The sequence below is a fragment of the Micromonospora chokoriensis genome, from assembly GCF_900091505.1.
Classification (GTDB): Bacteria; Actinomycetota; Actinomycetes; order Mycobacteriales; family Micromonosporaceae; genus Micromonospora; species Micromonospora chokoriensis.
In genome coordinates this window covers 1,931,705-1,953,078 of sequence record NZ_LT607409.1, presented here as the reverse complement: position 1 = coordinate 1,953,078, position 21,374 = coordinate 1,931,705, and the positions used below count along the sequence as shown (strand labels likewise).

18 protein-coding genes are annotated in these 21,374 nt (G+C 73.6%); 7 read left to right on the top strand and 11 right to left on the bottom strand.

Going from position 1 to position 21,374, the window contains the following annotated elements:
* Nucleotides 1-56: 56 nt before the first annotated feature.
* The gene (locus GA0070612_RS09185; RefSeq protein ID WP_088987529.1) at nt 57-371 is read right to left on the bottom strand and encodes an MGMT family protein; all 315 of its coding nucleotides are present in this window, start codon (nt 369-371) and stop codon (nt 57-59) included.
* A 13-nt stretch (nt 372-384) separates the two neighbouring features.
* Here GA0070612_RS09185 and proB point away from each other — a divergent pair, with 13 nt between their 5' ends.
* Together proB and GA0070612_RS09175 are read left to right on the top strand one after the other, a co-directional pair.
* Nucleotides 385-1,542 carry a glutamate 5-kinase gene (gene proB / locus GA0070612_RS09180; RefSeq protein ID WP_088987528.1) on the top strand — a complete coding sequence of 386 codons (1,158 nt, stop codon included), beginning with the start codon at nt 385-387 and terminating at the stop codon, nt 1,540-1,542.
* Between the two features lie 11 nt (nt 1,543-1,553).
* Nucleotides 1,554-2,795, top strand: a complete 1,242-nt coding sequence (locus GA0070612_RS09175; protein ID WP_088987527.1) for a glutamate-5-semialdehyde dehydrogenase — start codon at nt 1,554-1,556, stop codon at nt 2,793-2,795.
* Nucleotides 2,796-3,287: 492 nt separating this feature from the next.
* Here the strand turns inward: GA0070612_RS09175 and GA0070612_RS09170 are convergent, their stop codons facing one another.
* The 6 genes from GA0070612_RS09170 to GA0070612_RS32455 form a co-directional block, all read right to left on the bottom strand.
* Nucleotides 3,288-4,175, bottom strand: coding sequence for a prenyltransferase/squalene oxidase repeat-containing protein (locus tag GA0070612_RS09170; RefSeq protein ID WP_088987526.1), 888 nt, complete (start codon nt 4,173-4,175; stop codon nt 3,288-3,290).
* 110 nt (nt 4,176-4,285) lie between these two features.
* The gene (gene moeZ / locus GA0070612_RS09165) at nt 4,286-5,467 is read right to left on the bottom strand and encodes an adenylyltransferase/sulfurtransferase MoeZ (protein ID WP_088987525.1); all 1,182 of its coding nucleotides are present in this window, start codon (nt 5,465-5,467) and stop codon (nt 4,286-4,288) included.
* 123 nt (nt 5,468-5,590) lie between these two features.
* Complete coding sequence (locus GA0070612_RS09160; RefSeq protein WP_088987524.1) at nt 5,591-6,415, bottom strand: DUF3152 domain-containing protein; 825 nt, start codon at nt 6,413-6,415, stop codon at nt 5,591-5,593.
* 102 nt (nt 6,416-6,517) lie between these two features.
* Nucleotides 6,518-7,372 (bottom strand): DUF3152 domain-containing protein, encoded by an 855-nt coding sequence (locus tag GA0070612_RS09155; RefSeq protein WP_088987523.1) that lies wholly within the window; start codon nt 7,370-7,372, stop codon nt 6,518-6,520.
* Nucleotides 7,373-7,377: 5 nt separating this feature from the next.
* Nucleotides 7,378-8,352 carry an alpha/beta fold hydrolase gene (locus GA0070612_RS09150; RefSeq protein ID WP_088987522.1) on the bottom strand — a complete coding sequence of 325 codons (975 nt, stop codon included), beginning with the start codon at nt 8,350-8,352 and terminating at the stop codon, nt 7,378-7,380.
* A gap of 23 nt (nt 8,353-8,375) precedes the next feature.
* Nucleotides 8,376-11,534 carry a hypothetical protein gene (locus GA0070612_RS32455; RefSeq protein ID WP_231924515.1) on the bottom strand — a complete coding sequence of 1,053 codons (3,159 nt, stop codon included), beginning with the start codon at nt 11,532-11,534 and terminating at the stop codon, nt 8,376-8,378.
* Nucleotides 11,535-11,682: 148 nt separating this feature from the next.
* Between GA0070612_RS32455 and GA0070612_RS09140 the strand changes: the two genes are divergently transcribed.
* Together GA0070612_RS09140 and GA0070612_RS09135 are read left to right on the top strand one after the other, a co-directional pair.
* Nucleotides 11,683-12,321, top strand: coding sequence for a TetR/AcrR family transcriptional regulator (locus tag GA0070612_RS09140; protein ID WP_030489514.1), 639 nt, complete (start codon nt 11,683-11,685; stop codon nt 12,319-12,321).
* 64 nt (nt 12,322-12,385) lie between these two features.
* Nucleotides 12,386-12,613 (top strand): DUF3107 domain-containing protein, encoded by a 228-nt coding sequence (locus tag GA0070612_RS09135; protein ID WP_030329796.1) that lies wholly within the window; start codon nt 12,386-12,388, stop codon nt 12,611-12,613.
* Nucleotides 12,614-12,709: 96 nt separating this feature from the next.
* Here GA0070612_RS09135 and GA0070612_RS09130 read toward each other — a convergent pair whose 3' ends face one another.
* Entirely contained in the window at nt 12,710-13,360 is a 651-nt protein-coding gene (locus tag GA0070612_RS09130) for a ferritin-like fold-containing protein (protein ID WP_088987521.1), read from the bottom strand.
* A 284-nt stretch (nt 13,361-13,644) separates the two neighbouring features.
* Here GA0070612_RS09130 and GA0070612_RS09125 point away from each other — a divergent pair, with 284 nt between their 5' ends.
* Together GA0070612_RS09125 and GA0070612_RS09120 are read left to right on the top strand one after the other, a co-directional pair.
* Complete coding sequence (locus GA0070612_RS09125) at nt 13,645-15,321, top strand: DEAD/DEAH box helicase (protein WP_088987520.1); 1,677 nt, start codon at nt 13,645-13,647, stop codon at nt 15,319-15,321.
* Nucleotides 15,322-15,406: 85 nt separating this feature from the next.
* Nucleotides 15,407-16,555 (top strand): class I SAM-dependent methyltransferase, encoded by a 1,149-nt coding sequence (locus tag GA0070612_RS09120; RefSeq protein WP_088987519.1) that lies wholly within the window; start codon nt 15,407-15,409, stop codon nt 16,553-16,555.
* Here the strand turns inward: GA0070612_RS09120 and GA0070612_RS09115 are convergent.
* Nucleotides 16,552-16,983 carry a hypothetical protein gene (locus GA0070612_RS09115; protein WP_088987518.1) on the bottom strand — a complete coding sequence of 144 codons (432 nt, stop codon included), beginning with the start codon at nt 16,981-16,983 and terminating at the stop codon, nt 16,552-16,554. The two genes, GA0070612_RS09120 and GA0070612_RS09115, sit on opposite strands and share 4 nt — an antisense overlap.
* A gap of 248 nt (nt 16,984-17,231) precedes the next feature.
* On the opposite strand from GA0070612_RS09115, the gene GA0070612_RS09110 reads away from it, so the two are divergent.
* Nucleotides 17,232-17,648 (top strand): helix-turn-helix domain-containing protein, encoded by a 417-nt coding sequence (locus tag GA0070612_RS09110; RefSeq protein ID WP_088987517.1) that lies wholly within the window; start codon nt 17,232-17,234, stop codon nt 17,646-17,648.
* 350 nt (nt 17,649-17,998) lie between these two features.
* On the opposite strand, the gene GA0070612_RS09105 is transcribed toward GA0070612_RS09110, so the two are convergent.
* Complete coding sequence (locus GA0070612_RS09105) at nt 17,999-18,952, bottom strand: hypothetical protein (RefSeq protein WP_231924514.1); 954 nt, start codon at nt 18,950-18,952, stop codon at nt 17,999-18,001.
* 255 nt (nt 18,953-19,207) lie between these two features.
* The gene (locus tag GA0070612_RS09095) at nt 19,208-21,328 is read right to left on the bottom strand and encodes a RecQ family ATP-dependent DNA helicase (RefSeq protein ID WP_088987515.1); all 2,121 of its coding nucleotides are present in this window, start codon (nt 21,326-21,328) and stop codon (nt 19,208-19,210) included.
* Nucleotides 21,329-21,374: the final 46 nt, after the last annotated feature.

Below are 21,374 nucleotides of genomic sequence, written 5' to 3'. Positions count from 1 at the left end.
GCCTGTCGCGGTGCCCCGTTCACCACCCGGAACGGGGTACCGCGTCGCGTGCCTGGTCACCGATCCTCGTCCGGCGACCAGCCGGCCGCCGCGATGTCCGCCCGCTCGCCGCGCAGCGGCACCCCCTCGGCGCGCAGGCGGGCCCGCGCCTCCCGCTCGTGGCCCGGTGGCAGCCGACCAGCCGCCGTCACCACCCGGTGCCAGGGCACCGAGCCGCCGTGGCGGGCCATGATGGCGCCCACCAGTCGCGGCGAGGTGCGACCCGATCGCTCGGCGAGCGCATCGGCGACCGCCCCGTACGACATGACCCGGCCCTCCGGGATCCGCTCGACCAGGTCGAGCACCGCCTCGACGTACTCGTCAGGTGTCACAATCCGCCACCATATGGGAACGCCGCCGGGCGGTGCGGCCGTGACCACGCAGAATGGGCGGGTGCGCGACGCAGTCACGGCGGCCCGGCGGGTCGTCGTCAAGATCGGATCCTCCTCGCTGACCACCGCCACCGGCGGTCTGGCCGAGAAGCGCGTCGACGCGCTCGTCGACATCCTCGGTCGGCTCGCCGCCGAGGGGCGCGAGGTGGTCCTGGTGTCCTCCGGCGCGATCGCCGCCGGCCTCGCCCCGCTCGGGCTCCCCCGGCGCCCGCGCGACCTGGCCACCCAGCAGGCCGCCGCCAGCGTCGGGCAGGGCCTCCTGATCGGCCGGTACGCGGCCAGCTTCGCCCGGCACGGCCGCACGGTCGGGCAGGTGCTGCTCACCGTCGACGACGTGACCCGGCGGGCGCACTACCGCAACGCGTACCGCACGCTGCGCAAACTGCTCGACCTACGGGCGGTGCCGATCGTCAACGAGAACGACACGGTGGCCACCCAGGAGATCCGGTTCGGCGACAACGACCGGTTGGCCGCGCTGGTGGCCGCGCTGGTGCACGCCGACCTGCTGGTCCTGCTCTCCGACGTGGACGCACTCTGGACCGGCGACCCCACCAGGCCGCAGTCGACGCGGATCTCCGAGGTTCACGGCGACGCGGATCTCGCCGGCATCACCATCGGCGGGGCCGGCCGGTCCGGCGTCGGCACCGGCGGCATGGTGACCAAGGTCGAGGCCGCCCGGATCGCCACCGGCTTCGGCATCCCGGTGGTGCTCACCGCCGCCGACCTGGCCGGTCCGGCACTGGCCGGCGAACCCGTCGGCACGCTGTTCCACCCCCAGCGGCAACGCCCGACGGCCCGGCTGTTCTGGCTGGCCCACGCCACCTCACCCCGAGGGCGACTGCACCTCGACCCGGGCGCGGTGGCCGCCGTCGTCGGGCGACGCAAGTCGCTGCTACCGGCCGGCATCACCGCCGTGGACGGCACGTTCACCGCGGGCGACCCGGTGGACCTGGTGGACACCGCCGGCGCGTCGGTCGCCCGGGGTCTGGTCAACTACGACGCGGTGGAGCTGCCCGGGCTGCTCGGCCGCTCCACGTCCGAACTCGCCGCGGCGCTCGGCCCGGCGTACGAACGAGAGGTCGTCCACCGCGACGACCTCGTGCTGCTGTGAGGAGTGCTGGCATGACCGTCGTCGAGCAGGCGAAGCGGGCGCGGGACGCCGCCGCTGACCTGGCCACTGCCACCCGTACCGTCAAGGACGCCGCGCTGGTGGCGATGGCCGACGCGCTGGTGGCGCGTACCCCGGAGATCCTGACCGCGAACGAGGCGGACCTCGCGGCCGGGCGCGAGGCCGGGCTGAGCGCGGCCGTGCTGGACCGGCTCGCCCTCGACGCGGGCCGGGTGGCCGGCATCGCCGACGCGTTGCGGCAGATGGCCGCGCTGCCCGACCCGGTCGGCGAGGTGGTCCGAGGTTCGACCCTGCCCAACGGGCTGGAGCTGCGCCAGATCCGGGTGCCGTTCGGGGTGGTCGGCATCATCTACGAGGCGCGGCCGAACGTGACGGTGGACGCCGCCGGGATCTGCCTCAAGTCCGGCAACGCGGCGCTGCTGCGCGGGTCGTCGTCGGCCGCGCACTCCAACGCCGCGCTGGTCGCGGTGCTGCGCGACGCGGTGGCCGGAGCCGGGCTGCCGGCCGACGCGGTGCAGTTGCTCGACGCCAGCTCCCGCGACTCGGTCAAGGAGCTGATGCGCGCCCGAGGGCTCGTCGACGTGCTCATTCCGCGGGGAGGCGCGTCGTTGATCCGCACCGTGGTCGAGGAGTCGACGGTGCCGGTGATCGAGACCGGGGTGGGCAACTGCCACGTCTACGTGGACGCCGCCGCCGACGTGGCGAAGGCCGTGGCGGTGACGCTGAACGCCAAGACGCAGCGCCTGTCCACCTGCAACACCGCCGAGTCGCTGCTGGTGCACGCGGACGTCGCCGACGCGTTCCTGCCGCCGATGCTGACCGCGCTCGCGCAGGCGGGGGTGACGGTGCACGGCTCCCCCGAGGTGGCCGCGTACTCCGCGGCCGTCGTCCCGGCCACCGAGGAGGACTTCGCCACCGAGTACCTGTCCGCCGACATCTCGGTCGCGGTGGTCGACTCACTGGACGCGGCGGTCGCGCACATCCGCCGCTTCGGCACCGGACACACCGAGGCGATCCTCACCGACTCGGCGAGCGCGGCCCGCGAGTTCGTCGCACGGGTGGACGCGGCGGCGGTGATGGTCAACGCCTCGACCCGGTTCACCGACGGCGGCGAGTTCGGGTTCGGCGCGGAGATCGGCATCTCCACCCAGAAACTGCACGCCCGTGGCCCGATGGGTCTGCCCGAGCTGACCAGCACCAAGTACGTGGTCACCGGCGACGGGCACCTGCGCTAGGCGTTCGGCCGCAAAGCGGCGCCAGTTGCACAGCCAGGCAGGCGGCCCCGCCGCCTGGGCGGTGCAACTCGCAATCTTGGACAGTTTCCGTTAGCGGAAGACGGAAACTGTCCAAGATCTGCGCCGGCAGCTCCCCTACCCGCGTCTCAGCGCGGGTGGGAAGGCCCAGTGCGGGCGGCATCGGTCTCAGCGCGGGCCGAGGGCGGCGTCAGGCAGGCAGCGCGGGACGGGCGGCGTCAGGCAGGCGGCGCGGGACGGGCGGCGTCAGGGAGGCGGCGCGGGACGGGCGGCGTCAGGCAGGCGGCGCGGGACGGGCGGCGTCAGGCAGGCGGCGCGGGACGGGCGGCGTCAGGCAGGCGGCGCGGGACGGGCGGCGTCAGGCAGGCGGCGCGGGACGGGCGGCGTCAGGCAGGCAGCGCGGGCCGAGGGCGGCGTCAGGCAGGCGGCGCGGGACGGGCGGCGTCAGGCAGGCAGCGCGGGCCGAGGGCGGCGTCAGGCAGGCGGCGCGGGACGGGCGGCGCGGATCGCGGCCAGCGTGGTGTGCACGTCGAACTGATGGCCGTCGTCGCTCTCCCAACCGCCGTCGGTGCGTTGGGTCTCGGTCAGCCGGTGCAGCGCCCGCGCCATGATCCAGTCTTGTGGGTCGACGCCGGCCCGGCGCAGCGTGGCCGCCAACCACGCCACGTCGCCGGGGGACATCTTCGGCATCCGCTCGACGAGCACCACCTGGATGCGTGCCGACTCCTGGAACATCTGCTGCCGGTGCAGTACGGCCGCGCTCAGCCAGCCGGCGGCGAGGAACGACGGCCAGCTGCCGTCCGGGCGCAGCCGCGCGGCGAGCGAGTGGGCCGCCGCCTGCACCACCCCGGCGTACGCCCCACCGACCCGGTGGTCGAGCGGACCCGAGGCTCGGGCATCCAGGCCGGCGACGGTGAGCCAGAAACCGGCGTTGGCGGACACGAGGAACCCGGCCTCCGGGTCGCCGGGCCGGGCCCACTCCGGTGCCGAGTCGGCCAACGACGCGTCCTCTTCCCAACCGCCGTCGGCCTGCTGCCGGGACGCCAGCCAGTCCAGTGCGCGCCGGGCCGCGGGGCGGCCGAGGGCACCCAGGTCGTCGAGTTCGGCGAGCCGGAAACAGGTGGCGTCGATCGAGGCGACCGGGCCGCCCCAGGTGGCCGGCCAACCGCCGTCCGGTGACTGGCCGACCTCGGCCGTCTCCAGCAACTCGACGGGCACGGGGGTGCCGTTGCGGAGCCAGGAGAGGCGGGCACGTTCCACCGCGTCCCCATGCGCCACGACGAACCCGATCGCGGCTTCCAAGTCGACCACGGCGGAGACGCTACCTGCGCAGACGCGATGCCGCCTCGGTGAATCGGTCAGCCCGGAATGGCTGCGTCGCTTCGACCAGCGCGCCGCCCGTTGTCATGCGCGTCGATTTACCGCCGCGACGGGCCGGGGCGGACGTGCGTGGGCCGCCCCGGCCCGGTCGATCAGTACGCCGGCAGCGACGGATCGATCTGCTTGATCCAGGAGAGCACGCCGCCCTGCACGTGTACGGCGTCGCGGAAACCGGCCGCCTTGAGCGCCGCGAGCGCCTCCGCCGAGCGGACCCCGGACTTGCAGTGCAGCACGATCTGCCGGTCCTGCGGCAGCTTCGCGAGGGCCTCGCCGGAGATGATGTCGCCCTTGGGGATCAGGGTGGCACCGGGGATCCGGACGATCTCGTACTCGGCCGGCTCCCGCACGTCGATCAGGAAGATGTCCTTGCCGGCGTCCTGCCACTCCTTGAGTTCCAGGGCGGTGATGGTCGAGTCGAGCGTCGCCTCCTGGGCCTCCTCGGAGACCGCGCCGCAGAAGTCCTCGTAGTCTTCCAGCAGGTCGGTGACGGTCGGGTTCTCGCCGCAGAGCGCGCAGTTCGGGTCCTTGCGGACCTTGATCTTGCGGTATTCCATCTCCAGGGCGTCGTAGACCATCAGACGGCCGACCAAGGGCTCACCGATGCCGGTGAGCAGCTTGATCGCCTCGTTCACCTGGATCGAGCCGATCGACGCGCAGAGCACACCCAGCACGCCGCCCTCGGCGCAGGAGGGAACCATGCCGGGCGGCGGCGGCTCCGGGTAGAGGCAGCGGTAGCAGGGGCCGTGCTCGGCCCAGAACACCGACGCCTGGCCGTCGAAGCGGTAGATCGAACCCCACACGTACGGCTTGCCGAGCAGCACCGCCGCGTCGTTGACCATGTAACGGGTGGCGAAGTTGTCGGTGCCGTCGACGATCAGGTCGTACTGGGCGAAGATCTCGCGGACGTTGTCCCGGTCCAGCGCGGTGTTGTGGATCTCCACGTTGACCAGCGGGTTGATCTCGCGGATCGACGCCGCGGCGGACTCGGCCTTGGACCGGCCGACGTCGGACACACCGTGGATGACCTGGCGCTGGAGGTTCGACTCGTCGACGGTGTCGAAGTCGATGATGCCGAGCGTGCCGACCCCGGCCGCGGCCAGGTAGAGCAGGGCGGGCGACCCGAGGCCACCCGCGCCGACACAGAGCACCCGGGCGTTCTTGAGCCGCTTCTGCCCGGCCACCCCGACGTCCGGGATGATCAGGTGGCGTGAGTAGCGGCGAATCTCGTCAACTGTCAGCTCGGCGGCGGGCTCGACGAGCGGGGGCAACGACACGGTGGACTCCCCGGGATCGGCGGTGTGAACCGCGCCATTGTTGCTCGCGGGGGCCCTGCTCGGCCATGAGGGAGGACACGTGGTCCGCGATGCGGGAGCGGGAATAACCGACGATGCCGTCGATCAGGGGACGATGTCACCGGCGTAGCGACGACCGTCGAGGTAGGGCCAGGCGTTGGCGACGCAACCGTCCAGGCCGTACGTCTGCTGCTGCATCACCGGGGCGGGTTCACCCGGCGCGGGGCAGGCCTCGTGCTGTTCGCCGAACTCGTGGCCGACCTCGTGGTTGATCACGTAGGTGCGGTAGGTGTCCAGCGGGGCGCCGTAGTCGGGGACCGCCTCCATCCAGCGGGCCAGGTTGATGATGACCTGGCCGGGCAGGCGGCAGGAGGTGTAGCGCTCGGTGGTCAGCCCGCCCTCGGCGCACATCCGCTCGGACGTGACAGGGGTGGCCAGGTAGATGGTGAAGTCGGCGGCACCGGCGTCGGCCACCCGCTGCACCCGCAGCTCACCGGAGGCGATCCAGCTCCGTGGGTCGGCCAGCACCTCGTCCACCCGGGTGGCGAAGGCTTCGGCGTCCTGGCCGGTGCCGCGTTCCACGACGACCCGGTACCGGCGCAGCGGACCGTCCGCGCCGTGCACCGGTGTCTCACCGTCGGCGGCGGTGAACCGTCCGGAGCCGACCGACGGGTAGCTGGTGGGCACCGGATGCGCGGCCCCGCCCCCGCGCCCGGTGCCGCCCTGGGTGGTGACGGCGGGAGTGACGGTCGCCGGCTCACCGTCGCCCCTGGCCAGCGGCACGCCGATGGCGGCGGTCAGCATGAGCAGGCCGAACAGCAGGGTGCGGCGACGCCGCCGGTGCATCCGGGCCAGCGTGGGACGCACGTACGCCGACCCGCCCGACGAGTCGGGCAGCTCGGGCGGGCCGTATCGGGACGACGGCGTCATGACGACGAGCCTGCCAGATTATTCGGGCATTTCTCCGTTTTCGGAGCTATTGCCGCAAGACGCCTGATGGAGGGGTACGAGGTCGGCGTGTCGGCCCGTCACTCAGAGGGCGGGACCGCTGTAGCGACGCCCTTCGAGGTAGGGCCACGGGTTGACCCGGCACCCGTTCCAGAAGAGCGTCTGCTGCATCATCACCGGCGCCGGCCGGCCCGCGCCCGGGCAGCGCTCGTGCCGGTGCCCGAGCTGGTGACCCACCTCGTGGTTGACCACGTACGTCCGGTAGACCGACAACGGCACCTTGGCCGCGACGAAGTGCGGCACGGACAGCCGCCACCGATCCAAATTGATGATCACCTTGCCGGGCGCGCGGCAGGACGTGTACGGCCGACCCCCGACCCGGATGTCCACTCCCCCGTCGGCACACATACGACCCGCCGTCCGGGCCGTCGCCAGGTAGACGGTGAAGTCGCGAGGCGCGCCCCCCGGCACCTGCTGCAACCGCAGCCTGCCGCTGTCCACCCAACTGCCCGGACCGGCGAGCGCCGTGTGGACCGCCGACGCGAACTCCTCCGCGTCCTCGTTGCTGCCCGACTCCACAGCGACCCGGAAACGTCGCAGCTCACCCGCTCGCCCCAGCACCGGACCGGAGCGGGCGTCGTACCCGAAAGCGCCGGTGCCGGCGCTCGGGACCGCACCGGGCAGCCGCAGCACCGGAGGCGGGCTGGACGGCACCGTCGCGGAGGGCGACGGGCTGACCGACGGCGGCAGTGGCGCGGCCACCAGTGGCGGCACCGTGGATATCTCGTCGGCGGCCAACCGTTCGGCGCCGGGGCGCCCACCCGGCCCCTCCGCGATCACGGTCACCGCCGCGCCCACCGCCAGCACCACCGCCACCAGTTGGGCGAACAGAGCGAAGCGTCGCTGACGACGGGCTGGGAGGCGGGCTGGGCTGGGCATCGGGCTCAGCCTGCCAGATCGGACCGCCCGACGGAGTCCCCCGTTTCGGCGAGCAGGCCCACCACCGCCCGGGCCACCAGCCGGGGCACCTCCAACTGCGCCACATGACCGACACCGTCGAGCATCATCAACCGGCTGTCGCGGATGACCCGCGCGGTCTGCGGCGCGACCCGCACATCGACCAGACGATCCTGCCGGCCACCCACCACCAGCGTCGGTGCGCGTACCGCCTCGGCGAGCCGCCACAACGAACCCGGCCCCGGCAGGTACGCCCGCAGGAAGCTGGAGACCAGACCACGGAACGTCCGGACGTACGCGGCCGCGTAGTGCTCCGCCTCGTAGCGGACCCGGATCTCCTCCAACGCCTCGGCCCGGCGCTGCTCGCAGATCCGGCTGAGATCGGCGACGCAGGCCTCCAGCACCTGCTGGGCCATCACCTCGGGCGCGAGCTGGGTGAGCCGCCGGGCGACCAGCCGTTCGCCGCGCGGAATGGCGAGCACCGGCAGCATCCGCCCCTGCAACGACCGACGGAAGTCCAGGAACGGCAGAGCCGGGGAGATCAGGGTGAGCGTGCGGACCAGGTCGGGCCGGAGCCCGGCCACCTGGACCGCGACCGCTCCGCCCAGCGAGTTGCCGAACAGGTGCACCGGACCACGACCGGAGTGCTCGATCCAACGGACGACGAGGTCCGCGAACGCCGGAATCGTGTAGCGGGGCCCCGGCTCGCTACGACCGAAGCCGGGCAGGTCGATAGCCTGACCGTCCAGCCGGTCGGCGAGCAGCCCGGCCAGGTCGGTCCAGTTCTGCGACGACCCGCCCAGCCCGTGCACGTACAGCGCCGGCTCCGCGCCGGCGGCGGTGGCCGGAGTGTCCCGCACGTACGTGACCAGGCCGTCGAGGCGGACCTCCCGGCCCGGCCACGGCGGAGGAACACGGTCGTCGGGCAGCAGGTGGTCCGGCCAGAGGGTGGCGCGTCTCATCGGTCCAGTCTGCCCCGGACCACTCAGGACAGCAGCGCCTCCAGCCGACGGTTCACCGCTGCCAGCGTCGCCCGGACCACCGCCTGCCGGGGGTCACCGGCGACCAGAGCCGAGCCGGCGAGCTGCTCGACCCAGCCCTCGCAGACGAGCAGTGCCACCACAGTGGCCACCTCACAGTTGCCGAACGGCACGACAGCAGCGTGCTCGACGAAGCAGCGCCCCCGTTCGGCGTTGTCGGCGCCGCGCAGCAACTCGTCGACCGCTGCGGCCGCCGCCACCGCGCACAGCCGCAGCACGTAGCCGTCCACGGCCGGGCCGGTGGCGTACCCGGAGGCGGTCTCGCCCCCGGCCAGCAGCCGGACCTCCACGTTCGCGTCCAGGCCGAAGGTGCTGACCTGCACGTGGTCGATCACCACCCGGGGCCCCGGCGCGCCGCCCGTCTCCAACGGCCGCGACGGCGCCGACTCCGTGGTGGTCACCTGACCACCGGAGTACGACGTGCCGAGCGTTGCCGGGCTGCCGGTGGCGGCACCGGCCGGCGCGGCCGAAACCGACCCCGGCTCCTCGACGGTGGCGCGACCCCGGTGTGGCGCGTTCGACCGACGGCGGCGCGAAACGTCGGTAGCCGGCCTCTGCTCCGGGCCCGTCGGCACGGCATCCACCCGACCGCCGGACGGTCGGAGGGCCGCTGTCGCATCGGTTGCCCGGGCCTCACCGCCACGCGGCTCGGCGCCGGCATCGCGCGCAGCCGCGGTCGGGGAATCCGGGGTACGCCGTTCGGCGCCCCGTGGCTCGGCCACGCGACGGCGGACCGGCGGGGGCGGCGTGCTGGGCACTCCGGGCACGTTCTGCGGCGCGGCGGCCAGTCCCATCCGGTCCTGGAGCAGGCGGGCCACCTGTCGGCTCACCTCGGCCGGGTCGGCGCCGTCGGCCAGGTCGAGTCGCAGGCTGTGCGCCCCGGCCGGGGTACGGCGCAGCGCAGCGTCGCGGACACCTGCCACCTCACGGACGGCGTCCAGGATCGCGTTGACGTCGAACCCCTCGGGGCGCTCCCGCAACGGTGCCGGCTCGTCGTCGCGGCGCAGGTGAGTGGCGATGCGGGCGAGTTCCGGGGTTTCGGCGGGTGGATCCACGGCTGGCGGCTCCGGCACGACGGGCACGTCCGGCTCGGCGGGGACGCGCTGCGGCAGCACCACCGCTCTCGGGTCCGACTGTCCGTTGTCGTCGGTGGACGACGACGCCGGGTCGGGTGCGGATCGGCGAGCCGCGTAGGGGGAGGCGGGCCGGTCGCGGGGTTCGGGCCCGTTCGGGGCGGGGGGTGGCAGCGCCCGCGTCGAGGACGACGTGACGTCGGTGGACGACGGGGCGTTCGGCGGCGCGGCCGGGCGGTGTGACTCGACCGGGCCGGGCGGCTCGGGCGTCGCCGGACGGAGCCGGAACGGCCCGGTCGGCCGGGTCGGGCCCGGGGTCTCGTCGTCGCCCCCACGGGGACGTTTGGCCGACTGGATCGCCGCCCAGGAGGGACGCTCGACCGGGGCGGCGGGAATGCGCCCCTCGGACCAGTCCGGCCGCTCCTCCCCGCTCGGGTTCGCCGCGCCGGTCGGCGAACCACCGGCCCAGGAGGGGCGTTCCGCCACCAACGGCGGGCCCGCCGGAGCGGGCGGCGGGTCGGCCAGCGTGGGAGGTGCCCCCGCAGGCGCCGGAGGCGGTGTGGTGGGTGACGCCGGGCTGGTGGCCCAGGACGGCCGGGCGGGCGGGGCGCTGGTCGGTTCGGCATCGGCCCAGGACGGGCGGGACGGCGGGGCGCTCGTCGGCACCGGGTCGGCTCCCCCGGCCCAGGACGGCCGGGTCGGCGGGGTGCCGGCCGGCTCGGGATCGCCCCCGCCAGCCCAGGACGGACGGTCGCTCCGGGAGGCGCGGCTGGTCCCGGACCCGGCCCAGGACGGGCGCTCGGCCGGCGGGCCACTGGTCGGGGACGGGCCGCCGGCCCAGGACGGGCGGGCGGTCGGCGGCACGCCAGCCGGCTCGACCGGGTCCTCCGGCACGGATTCGGACGCGGCCTCGCCTCGGACGGGCTGGTACGCCCGCGACGGATCGGCGCGCACCGGTTCGTACGGGCGGGGCGACTCGGCCCGTACCGGCTCGTACGGCTGGACCGGATCGGCGGCCCAACCGGTTGCGGACTCGTCCCGCGTCGACGGGCCGTCCGGCTCGTCGTTCTGACGGGACCAGGGCGGTGCCCATCCGCGGTCCCAGCTCGGACGGTTCCAGCTCGGCCCCGACCAGTCCGGCTCGACGGCCGGCGTCTCCCCGGCGCGGTGCGTCTCGCCCGAACGGGAGCCTTCGGCACCGCGACCCGACTCGGCACCGCGACCCGACTCGGCACCGCGACCCGACTCGGCGCCCCGACCCGGATCGGCCGCGTCGGCGTGCGCTTCCGGCCCGGGGGTGCGCCCCGGTGCTGCCGGATGCTCCGGGGTCGGCGGGTCCCGCCAGTCGGGTGACGAAGCCGACGGGTCGTCGGCCGTGAGTCGTTCCCCGATCGGCGCGTGGAAGCCGGGCGGCACCTCGAAGCCCGACGCGGCGGTGCCGACGGGCGGCACCTGGACGGCCGGCGGTGCCGAGGTGGGCAGCCCGGGCTCGGACCAACGAGCGCGATGCGCAGCGGCGGGATCGGCTGTGGAACGTGGACCGGCCCCCGGGTCCGGCTCGCCGACGCCCTGCTCCGCCGACGGCACGGGACGTTGCGCGGGAACCACCAGACGGTCGCCGGCCGTCTCGGATCGCCCCTCGCCGGGCAGCCCGGGGGGTGCGCTCACCGGCGTGGGACGTCCGCCGGTCGGTTCGGGACCGGGGCGACGGACGCCGTTGGTGTCGTCCGGGGGCTGCACACCGTTGGCGTGGTGGCCGTTGACCCGGGCCGGCGGCTCCGGGTCGCCGGACGACCCGGCCAGGGGCGACGGAAGGTCGCCGTGCCGGGTGGAGGAGGTACGCCAGCCGGAAGCCGGGTCGGGCTGCCAGCGCGGCGCCTGCTCCCGGGCGTCATCGCGGTCGGCGGCTCGGGGCCACCCACCCGACTGAGGCGCCCACCCACTGACGGGACGACTCGGGTCGTCGTGCTGACCCGCTCCGTCACCGTGTTCTCCCGGGGTGGCGGCTCCGGGTTGCCCTGTTTCACTCACCGCGCGCTCCTTGGTCGCCCCCGCTGAGGCTACCGTGTGCCGAGAGTGGCGATAAGTTACAGCGGCGGGCCATTTCCACGACGGTGGTCGGTGACCTCGCCGGTCTGGGGGGAAAATGCCGGCTCGTACGGAGAACTCGGAGGATCCCATGACCGCTGCGGGGAATGGTGCACAGACCGCTGGGCGGCCCACCCGCCTGCCCCGCTCCGCGCGTCGTAAGCAGCTTCTCGCTGCGGCGCAGGAGGTGTTCGTGGCGCAGGGCTACCACGCCGCCGCGATGGACGACATCGCCGAGCGGGCCGGGGTGTCGAAGCCGGTGCTCTACCAACACTTCCCCGGGAAGATGGACCTCTACCTGGCACTGCTCGACACGCACTGTGACGCCATCGTCGCTCAGGTGCAGGACGCGATGCGCGGCACCAGCGACAACAAGGAGCGGGTCAGCGCGTCGGTGCGCGCGTACTTCGACTTCGTCGACCACGAGAGTGAGGCGTTCCGGCTCGTCTTCGAGTCGGATCTCCGCAACGACCCGGCGGTGCGGCAGCGGGTGGAGCGGGTCGAGCAGGGCTGCATCGCGGCGATCACCGACACCATCATCTCGGACACCGGGGTGAGCCGGGCGCACGCCGAGCTGCTCGCCTCCGGGCTGGTCGGCGCCGCCGAGACGGCCGCGCAGTTCTGGCTGGCCGGTGGCCGGCAGGTGCCCAAGGCCGAGGCCGAGGCGTTGGTGGCGGCGTTGTCGTGGCGGGGCATCGCGAGCTTCCCGCTGCAAGGTGAGTCAGCCTGACCGCCGACCCCGTGATCGGATAGCCTTCGCAGGGCGGTTCTTTCGCCCCAGTTGAGGAGGCACAGTGGAGGTCAAGATCGGCGTGCAGTACGCGCCGCGCGAGCTGGTACTGGACAGCGCGCAGTCGCCGGCCGAGATCGAGCAGATCGTGACCGACGCCTTCGCCGGTAACGGCGGCACGCTCTCCCTGACCGACGAGAAGGGCCGGCGGGTCATCGTTCCGGTCGAGAAGGTCGCCTACGTCGAGATCGCCGAGGCGTCGCCCCGGGCGGTCGGTTTCACCGTCCGCTGACCGGTCCGGCCATCGCGGCAGGTCGGCGTTCGGCCCACCTGCCGCAGGCCGGCCCCGGTCCCGACCGTCGCAGACCGGTCCCTACCGGCTGGGCGGTCAGTTGTTCAGCCCAGCGGCGGCCATCCGCGCGGTGTGCGCGGCGGTGAGCCTGCCGAACAGCCCGGGCACGTCGACCCGGTCGTCCCGCGCGATGAGCGTGGTGAGCGCGGCTCGCTCGGTGGCGACACGGCTCGCCTGCGACAGCGCCTCGCCGACCAGCCGTCGCCCCCACATGGAGAGCCGGGCGGCCACCCGGGGGTCGTCGGCGACCGCGGCCCGGATCTCGGCCGCGGCGAATTCGGCGTACCGGGAGTCGTGCAGGACGTCGAGCACCAGCGACCGGTCCGGCTCCTCCAGTACGTCGGCGATCTCCCGGATGAAGTCGTCGGTGATGGCGTCGCCGACGTACGCCTTGGCGACCACCTCCGCCCAGTCCCGAGGCTCGGTCGAGTCGTGGTACGCCTGCAGCGGCTCGACGTAGGGTGCCATCGCGGCCTCCGGCGGCACACCCAGCGCGGCGAGTCGGTCGGCGAGACGCCGGTAGTTGACGATCTCGGCGGCGGCCATCTCGTTCAGCGCGGCCCGACGCCGCAGGTCGGGGGCGAGCCGGGCGTCACCGGCCATGCGTTCGAAGGCGAGCAGTTCGCCGAAGGCGACCAGGCCCAGCAGATCGGCGACGGCGGGACCGGGGGTGGTCGGCGTGGGCACGAGCGCAGGCTACCCCGTATCCGAACGTGTGGGATGACGTGACGTAGGTCACATTTGCTTGCCCCGCGTGGCGAGTGGCCGGATGGGAATCGGGACGGGGGCATGCCTGTTCAGGTAGCATGGAGCAGTTGCCGTGGGCGCCGATCTGATCGAAGCTCAGCCCGCGGCGCGCGTGCGGCCCGGTCCGGCTCGGCAGTCTGCCCCCGACCGTGTGGCCCGCGTCATACCGAACGCGCCCTGAGGACATGACGGGCGCACCCACGAGAGGGCACCCCCACATCCAGATGAGCGAGTTGACTCAAGATCTGATGGACGGCCAGGAACTGGCCCCCACCGCCCCGGTTCGACCGGAGGCCCCCACGTTCGCCGCACTCGGCGCCCGTGCCGAGACCGTCGAGGCTCTGGCCGCGGCCGGCATCACCCGCGCCTTCGCCATCCAGGAGTACGCGATCCCGATCGCGCTGCGCGGCGTCGACCTGATCGGCCAGGCGCCCACGGGCACCGGCAAGACCCTCGGCTTCGGCGTACCCCTGTTGGACCGGGTGTTCGCGCCGGGCGAGGGAGGCGACGGCGTCCCGCAGGCGCTGGTCGTCGTCCCCACCCGTGAGCTGGGCATCCAGGTCGCCAAGGACCTGGCCGCCGCCGGCCGCACGCGCGGCGTCCGGGTGCTGCCGATCTACGGCGGCGTGGCGTACGAGCCGCAGATCGACGCGCTGCGCAAGGGCGTGGAGATCCTGGTCGGCACCCCCGGCCGGTTGATGGATCTGCAGAAGCAGAAGCACCTCCGTCTGGACCGGGTGCACGCCCTCGTCCTGGACGAGGCCGACCGGATGCTCGACCTGGGCTTCCTCGACGACGTCGAGAAGATCCTCGCGATGCTTCCGGAAGACCGGCAGACGATGCTCTTCTCGGCCACCATGCCGGACCCGATCGTCACGCTGTCCCGGCGCTTCCTGCGCCAGCCGATGACGATCCACGCCGGGCACACCGCCGAGACCGGCCCGTCGCCGCAGACCCAGCAGTTGGTCTACCGCACCCACTCGATGAACAAGGTCGAGGTGGTGGCACGCATCCTCCAGGCGGAGGGGCGTGGGCTGACCATGATCTTCACCCGCACCAAGCGGGCCGCCGACCGGGTTGCCGAGGACCTCGACTTCCGTGGGTTCGCGGTCGCCGCGGTGCACGGTGACCTCGGCCAGGGCGCTCGCGAGCGGGCACTGCGCGCCTTCCGCGCCGGCAAGATCGACATTCTGGTCGCCACCGACGTGGCGGCCCGAGGGCTGGACGTCACCGGCGTCACCCACGTGATCAACTACGACTGCCCCGAAGACCAGGACACCTACACCCACCGGATCGGTCGTACCGGCCGGGCCGGCGCGACGGGCGTCGCGGTGACCTTCGTCGACTGGGACGACATGCCGCGCTGGCGGATCATCGACAAGACCCTCGGTCTGGAGATGCCGGAGCCGCCGGAGACGTACCACACGTCGCCGCACCTCTACACCGACCTGCACATCTCCACCGAGGTCAGCGGCACGCTGCCCACGGCCGAGCGCACCCGGGCCGGGCTGGCCGCCGAGATCGAGGAGGACCTGGGCGGCACGACGCGCTCCCGCCGGGGCGACGGCGGCGGTCGGGGTTCCCGGCGCGGTGAGGGCCGTGGCGAGCGGCGGGGCCGGGGCGACAGCCGCCGTGGCCGCTCCGACGCCGCCACCGCGGACGTCGTCGAGGCACCCGCCGGCGACGCCACCGAGGAAGGCACCCGCACCCCCCGCCGTCGGCGTCGTCGTCGGGCCGGCGAGGTGGTCGCGGGCGAGGCGACCGCGGTGATCGCCGCCGAGACCGGTGCCACCGAGCCGGCCGCCGCACCCGACGGCGAGCCGTCCAAGCCGCGTCGCCGCCGGCGTCGCCGTGGTGGCGGCTCCTCTGCGGGTACGCCGGCCGAGGCGACCGCCGACTGACCAGCAGCCACACCTGACATCCCCCGCACCGCCCGCGCGGTACGGGGGATGTTCCCTTCCCACCCCACCTGCCGAAGATGGAACGATGCCGGAACCACTGGACGCCGCCCTGACCGAGGTCCGGGCGCTGCTACTCGACCCCGCGCTGACCCGGGCGGTCGCCGCCGGACGACGCCGTGGGCACCGCCCCTCGATGGTTCGGGCCGAGCTGCGGCCGGTGACCCTCAAGGCCGGGCCCCGCATCCAGATCGCCACGTCGGACGGTGCTCGCCCGTACACCCGCAATGTCGCTCCCGGCGCGGAGGCCGCCGTCGCGGTCGACGAACTGTTGGCCGAACCCTTCGGCAACTGGCACGTCGAGACGGCCGACGCGACGCTCCAACTGCGGGTGACCAAGTCCGGCGAGGCTCAGGTGCACCGGGCCTCGGCCACCCGCGCGGCGGCGACGCCGGGCGGGAACGACCGGGCCAAGGAGTACCTCCTCGATCCCGGTGACCCGATCTTCACCGAGATCGGCGGCTCGGCGGCCAAACGCCGCCAGGTGGACGCGTTCCTGCGGGCCCTCGCCGCGACCCTCCCCGACGACCTGACCGGCCCGCTCCGGGTCGTCGACCTGGGCTGCGGCAACGCCTACCTGACGTTCGCCGCGTACCGCTACCTGACCGGTCGGGGGTTGGACGTCCACCTGGTCGGTGTGGACGTCCGCGAAGACCAGCGGCAGCGCAACACCGAGCTGGCGCACCGGTTGGGCTGGGCCGACCAGGTCAGCTTCGTGGCCGGCACCATCGCCGACGCCGTCGTCGACCCCGCGCCCGACCTGGTGCTGGCGTTGCACGCCTGTGACACCGCCACGGACGAGGCGTTGGCCCGCGCGGTGCGCTGGGACGCCCGTTGGGTGCTGGCCGCCCCGTGCTGCCACCACGACCTGGCGAAGCAGCTCCGCGCCCACCCGGCCCCCTCCCCGTACGACCTGCTGACCCGGCAGGGCATCCTGCGCGAGCGCTTCGCCGACGTGCTCACCGACGCGCTGCGCGCCGGGTTGCTACGGGTGCACGGGTACCGGGCCGAGGTGGTGGAGTTCGTGGACTCCCAGCACACGCCGCGCAACCTGCTGATCCGGGCACGCCGCACCGGCGGCGCGCCGACCGAACCGCAGCGCGCGGAGTACCGCGAGCTGGTCGATCAGTGGCAGGTCACCCCTCGCCTGGAGACCCTGCTCTCCGGCGACGACTAACGGCGGCGGTCGCTACGGTCGCGGGCGCCGCCGTCGAGGACGGACACCCGGTCGATGCCGGGCCGGTGGCCAGCCCGATCGTTGTCTCCCGGAGCGGCCGGGAAGGGAACGACCTTGCCTGCGCTCTCGGCGTTGCCGGCCGCGGCGAAGGCGTTCCAGGAGATGTCCACCAGCAGCTTCTTGACCTCGGCGTGCCGGACGGCCGCACTGTGCTGCAACGCCATCCGGGCACCCAGCACGACACCGACCAACGTCGTGGTGATCGCGCCGGTGGCGGCCAACACGTGCAGACCGGTCGCGGAACTCGTGCGCAGCACCAGGACCAGCAGCCAGATCCAGAACCCGGCAGCGAAGACGCCGGCCTTGGCGACGAAGAAGAGGCTCACCGCACCGGGCTGGTACGGGTGGGGGCGGCTCGGGTCGGCCATGGTGCTCCTCGGCGATGGTGCGGTAGGACGCGGCAGGCGCAGGACGCCAGGCCGGGACGGGCACCGAGCTTAGTGGAACAACGACGATGATCGCTCGGTGCAATTTTCGGACCGCACCATGCTGCCGGAGAAAAAGTCTCATCCACGGGACAGTTTGTGCGGTCAGTCAATTGTTTCCACCCTTCGGCGTACTACCCTCGGAAGGCGCATCGTCCCGGTGCTCCGGCAGGAGGGAAAGACACACAGGGATGGCATCAGCCGACGTATCACCGCAGATGGCCTTCGCCCGCTTCGTCCGGCGCGCCATCGATGACGCTCGCGACGAACGTGGCTGGACCGTGACTGATCTTGCCTCACACACGGGCGTCGGTCGCTCCACCGTGTTCCGCTGGCTCGCGGGCGACTGGCAGGACTATCCCGAACTGGCGAAGGTACGCGGCTTCTGCGCCGCACTGGATCTGCCGGTCGCGGCCGCCTTCCGTGCGCTCGGGTTGCCCGACGCCGGCCCCACGCCCCGCCGACGCCACGACGACGGCCCCGTCGAGGCGGACGTCCGCGCCATCCTGGACCGGCTGGCCGACCCCACGGTCCCCGCCGAGGAGAAGCACCACATCCGCGACCTGCTCCGCTACCTCGCCCGCCGCCCCATCCGCCGCGCCGGCTGACCCCCGCGCCCCGCGCCCCGCGCCCCGCGCCCCGCGCCCCGCGCCCCGCGCCCCGCGCCCCGCGCCCAAGATCCTCACAACATCGGGGATAGTGCTGCCTCAGACACGCGGGACACAGCAACATCCCCGATGTTGCGCGGATCTCCCCCAAGGAAGGGCTCGCGCGCACGACAGCAGGACGTCCAAGGCGACCGAGACCGATCCTCCGTCCGGGACGGGCCGGACCGCCAAAGACGACAGGCCCCCATCTTTGATCATGACGTTATCGCCACGAAAAGCCGAGGACGGCGATAACGTCATGATCAACGGGAGCCGGGGCGAAGGGCAGGGCGGGGCGGGGCTGGCGGGCTTCAGGGGACGGTGAGGGTGAACTCTGCCGTGTGGACCGTCGGGCCTACCTGGAAGTCGAGGTAGAGGCGATAGCGGCCGGGCCCCGGGGTGGTCAGCCAGAACCTGACCTGACCGTCCACCAGTTCCGGCTCCGGGTGCACGTGCAGGTAGCCGAGGTCACCCTCGCGCAGTGCCACCAGGTGCCCGTACGCCCCGAGGTAACGCTCCAACCGGGCGGCACCGGCCGCGCCGTCGACCCGGAAGGTCAGGGGCACTGTCGTCCCGGCCTGCGGGGTGCCCTGGTAGCCGACCGTGAACCCGTCCACCGTCGTCGAGGTGGCCGGTCCGGGCAGCGGGCGAGGCCGGTAGTCACCGGGCACGACCAGGTCCGTGCCGAGGGTCACCGCGGTCTGCGCGCCGTTGTCCGCGACGACGGTGAAGTCGGCGTACGCGCGCCAGGCGCCGGGCTGCGCGAGGGTCAGCGGCACCGACCAGGTGCCGTCGGCCGCCATGGTCGGGTGCAGGTGCTGGTAGCCGGTCAGGTCCCGACGTACGACGATGAGGTGCATCGGTTTGTCGTGCACGACGGCGAAGCGGGTGACCGGCCGACGCTGCACGTCGCGTACCTGGAAGCGGAGCTGACCGGGGCGACCGGCGGTGAAGTCGGTGGACAGCGGCACCAGGGTGAGACCGGCCGAGCTGACCGCGAGGCCGCCCGGTTCGGTGGGCGTGCCCTGGTCGGTGCCCGTGGCGGTGCCGTGGTTGTGTGGGCCGACGCCTGGTGGGTCGGTGTGTTCGGCGGCCAGCGAAGGGGCGCCGGTGGTGGTGCCGCCCTCGTTCAGCCGGCCGAGGCCGAAACCGAGCAGGACCGCCAGCACCAGCCCGCCGACCACCAGGGCCAGCCGAAGCGTGGCGCGGTCCGGCGCGGCGGAGACCCCGTCCGGCACCGGCACGGCGGAGACCTGGTCAGGCACCGCCGACGCCCAGCACGTGAACCCCCTGGTAGAGGGCGGCGCGGGTGTCGGGCTGCTGGTCGGTCATGCCGCCCACGGTACCGCCGCGCCGGGCCGGCCCGGACCGACGCCCGGACGGCGTGGTGACGATCGCATTCGACGCCGCCCGGGAACTTCTGCACCGACCGGCACCGGACCGCGCCGCCGACCCGAAACGGGCCACCCCGCCACGGCGAGACCAACCGGCACCACACCGCGCCGCCGACCGGGAACGGGTCACCCGGCGACGGCGAGGGCGAGCGGGAGCACGTCGGGGGCGCCGACCCGGCGCAACGCCCGGGTCACGAGCGTCATCGTCCAACCCGAGTCGATCAGGTCGTCGACCAGGAGCACCGGGCCGTCCAGGCCGGCCAGCGCGTCGGCCAGGTCGGTCGGCACGGTGAAGGTGTCGTGCAGCGCGCGTACCCGTTGGGCGCTGTTGCCGCGCGGCCCACCGGAACCGCCCGCACCGGCCGGCGTGACCTGGCCAAGGAGCGGCAGCCGGCCCACGGCGGCGATCCGGTCGGCGAGTGACCCGACCAGCCGGGGTCGCCGCCGGGAGCCGACCGCCACCACGGCCACCGGTCGGCGGGGCCACGGGTCGTCGCCGTGCGCCCATGCCTTCAGCACCTCCACCACGGCCGCGGCCACGTCGTCGGGCACCGGCGCGTCGGGCGCCTCCGGGCCGACGAGATCCCGCAGCCGGCCACCCCAACCCAGGTCGGAGAGACGCCCGACCGCCCGGCCCGGCAGGGCCTGCTCCGCGGGGGCGATCCGGCCCTTGAGGGGTACGCCCACCGCGTCCAAACCGGTCGGCCAGAGCTTCTTGGGGGCGATCTCCACACCGGGCCGGCCCAGGAAGGTCTGCGCGGCGGCGAGAGCGGTCGTCGACACGTCGGCGACGAAGAGGGGTTCGGCGCACCTGTCGCAGCGACCGCAGTCGGCCGCCCCGGTGTCGTCCAGGCGTTCCCGTAGATACCGCATCCGGCAGTCGGACGTGGTCGCGTACTCCCGCATGGCCTGTTGCTCGACGGTGCGTGCCTCGGCGACGCGGCGCAACCGGGCCTCGTCATAGGTCCAGGGCTCGCCGGTGGCGAGCCAACCACCGCGCACCCGGCGGACCGCGCCGTCCACGTCGAGAACCTTGAGCATCAGCTCCAACCGGGCCCGGCGGAGGTCGACGAGGGGTTCGAGGGCCTGGGTGGAGAGCGGGCGGTCGGTGTGCAGGGCGGCCAGCACGGCCCGGACCTGCTGCTCCGGTGGGAACGCCAGCGAGGCGAAGTATCGCCAGATCGCGGCGTCCTCCGCACCGGGCAGCAGCAGGACCTCGGCGTGCTCCACGGCGCGACCGGCGCGGCCGACCTGCTGGTAGTACGCGATCGGCGACGGTGGTGCGCCGAGGTGGACGACGAAGCCCAGGTCGGGTTTGTCGAAGCCCATGCCGAGCGCGCTGGTGGCGACCAGCGCCTTGATCTTGTTGTCGAGCAGGTCCTGCTCGGCTGCGCGCCGGTCGGCGTCCTCGACCTGCCCGGTGTACGAGGACACCGGGTAACCCCGGGAACGCAGGAACTCGGCGGTCTCCCCCGCCGCCGCCACGGTCAGCGTGTAGATGATCCCGGAGCCGGGCAGCTGGTCCAGGTGGTCGGCGAGCCAGGCCAGCCGGTGCGCCGGGCTGGGCAGGTCGAGCACCCCGAGGCGCAGCGACTCACGGTCCAGGGTGCCACGCAGGACCAGCGCGTCACCCAACTGCTCGGCCACGTCCTCGGTGACCCGGGAGTTGGCGGTGGCGGTGGTGGCCAGCACCGGCGTGCGCTCCGGCAACTCCGCGAGGAACGTGCGCAGCCGCCGGTAGTCCGGCCGGAAGTCGTGCCCCCAGTCCGAGACGCAGTGCGCCTCGTCGACCACCAGCAGCCCGGTGGTCGCGGCCAGCTTGGGCAGTACGCCGTCGCGGAAGTCCGGGTTGTTGAGCCGTTCCGGGCTGATCAGCAGCACGTCCACGGCCCCGGACTGGATCTCGGCGGTGATCTCGTCCCACTCGTCCAGGTTCGCCGAGTTGATCGTGCGGGCCCGGATGCCGGCCCGGGCCGCCGCCTCGACCTGGTTTCGCATCAACGCCAGCAACGGCGACACGATCACCGTGGGGCCGTGCTCCCCGCCGTCCCGCAGCAGGGCGGTGGCCACGAAGTAGACGGCCGACTTGCCCCAACCGGTGCGCTGCACGCAGAGCACCCGCCGCCGGTCGACGACGAGCGCCTCGATGGCCCGCCACTGGTCCTCGCGCAGCCGGGCGTGGTCACCGGCCAGCCGGCGCAGCACCGCCTCGGCCCGCTCCCGCACCGCCGCTCGATCGTGGCTCATCCGGCATTTCTACCAGCAGTGGCGGACGGTCCGACCCGTCGCGCCC

Bases quoted from the DNA above. Each gene is read 5' to 3' on its own strand.
- proB (WP_088987528.1), top strand. From the start codon at position 385: ATGGGAACGCCGCCGGGCGGTGCGGCCGTGACCACGCAGAATGGGCGG.
- GA0070612_RS09175 (WP_088987527.1), top strand. From the start codon at position 1,554: ATGACCGTCGTCGAGCAGGCGAAGCGGGCGCGGGACGCCGCCGCTGAC.
- GA0070612_RS09160 (WP_088987524.1), bottom strand. From the start codon at position 6,415: ATGACGCCGTCGTCCCGATACGGCCCGCCCGAGCTGCCCGACTCGTCG.
- GA0070612_RS09155 (WP_088987523.1), bottom strand. From the start codon at position 7,372: ATGCCCAGCCCAGCCCGCCTCCCAGCCCGTCGTCAGCGACGCTTCGCT.
- GA0070612_RS09150 (WP_088987522.1), bottom strand. From the start codon at position 8,352: ATGAGACGCGCCACCCTCTGGCCGGACCACCTGCTGCCCGACGACCGT.
- GA0070612_RS09140 (WP_030489514.1), top strand. From the start codon at position 11,683: ATGACCGCTGCGGGGAATGGTGCACAGACCGCTGGGCGGCCCACCCGC.
- GA0070612_RS09125 (WP_088987520.1), top strand. From the start codon at position 13,645: ATGAGCGAGTTGACTCAAGATCTGATGGACGGCCAGGAACTGGCCCCC.
- GA0070612_RS09120 (WP_088987519.1), top strand. From the start codon at position 15,407: ATGCCGGAACCACTGGACGCCGCCCTGACCGAGGTCCGGGCGCTGCTA.
- GA0070612_RS09115 (WP_088987518.1), bottom strand. From the start codon at position 16,983: ATGGCCGACCCGAGCCGCCCCCACCCGTACCAGCCCGGTGCGGTGAGC.
- GA0070612_RS09110 (WP_088987517.1), top strand. From the start codon at position 17,232: ATGGCATCAGCCGACGTATCACCGCAGATGGCCTTCGCCCGCTTCGTC.
- GA0070612_RS09095 (WP_088987515.1), bottom strand. From the start codon at position 21,328: ATGAGCCACGATCGAGCGGCGGTGCGGGAGCGGGCCGAGGCGGTGCTG.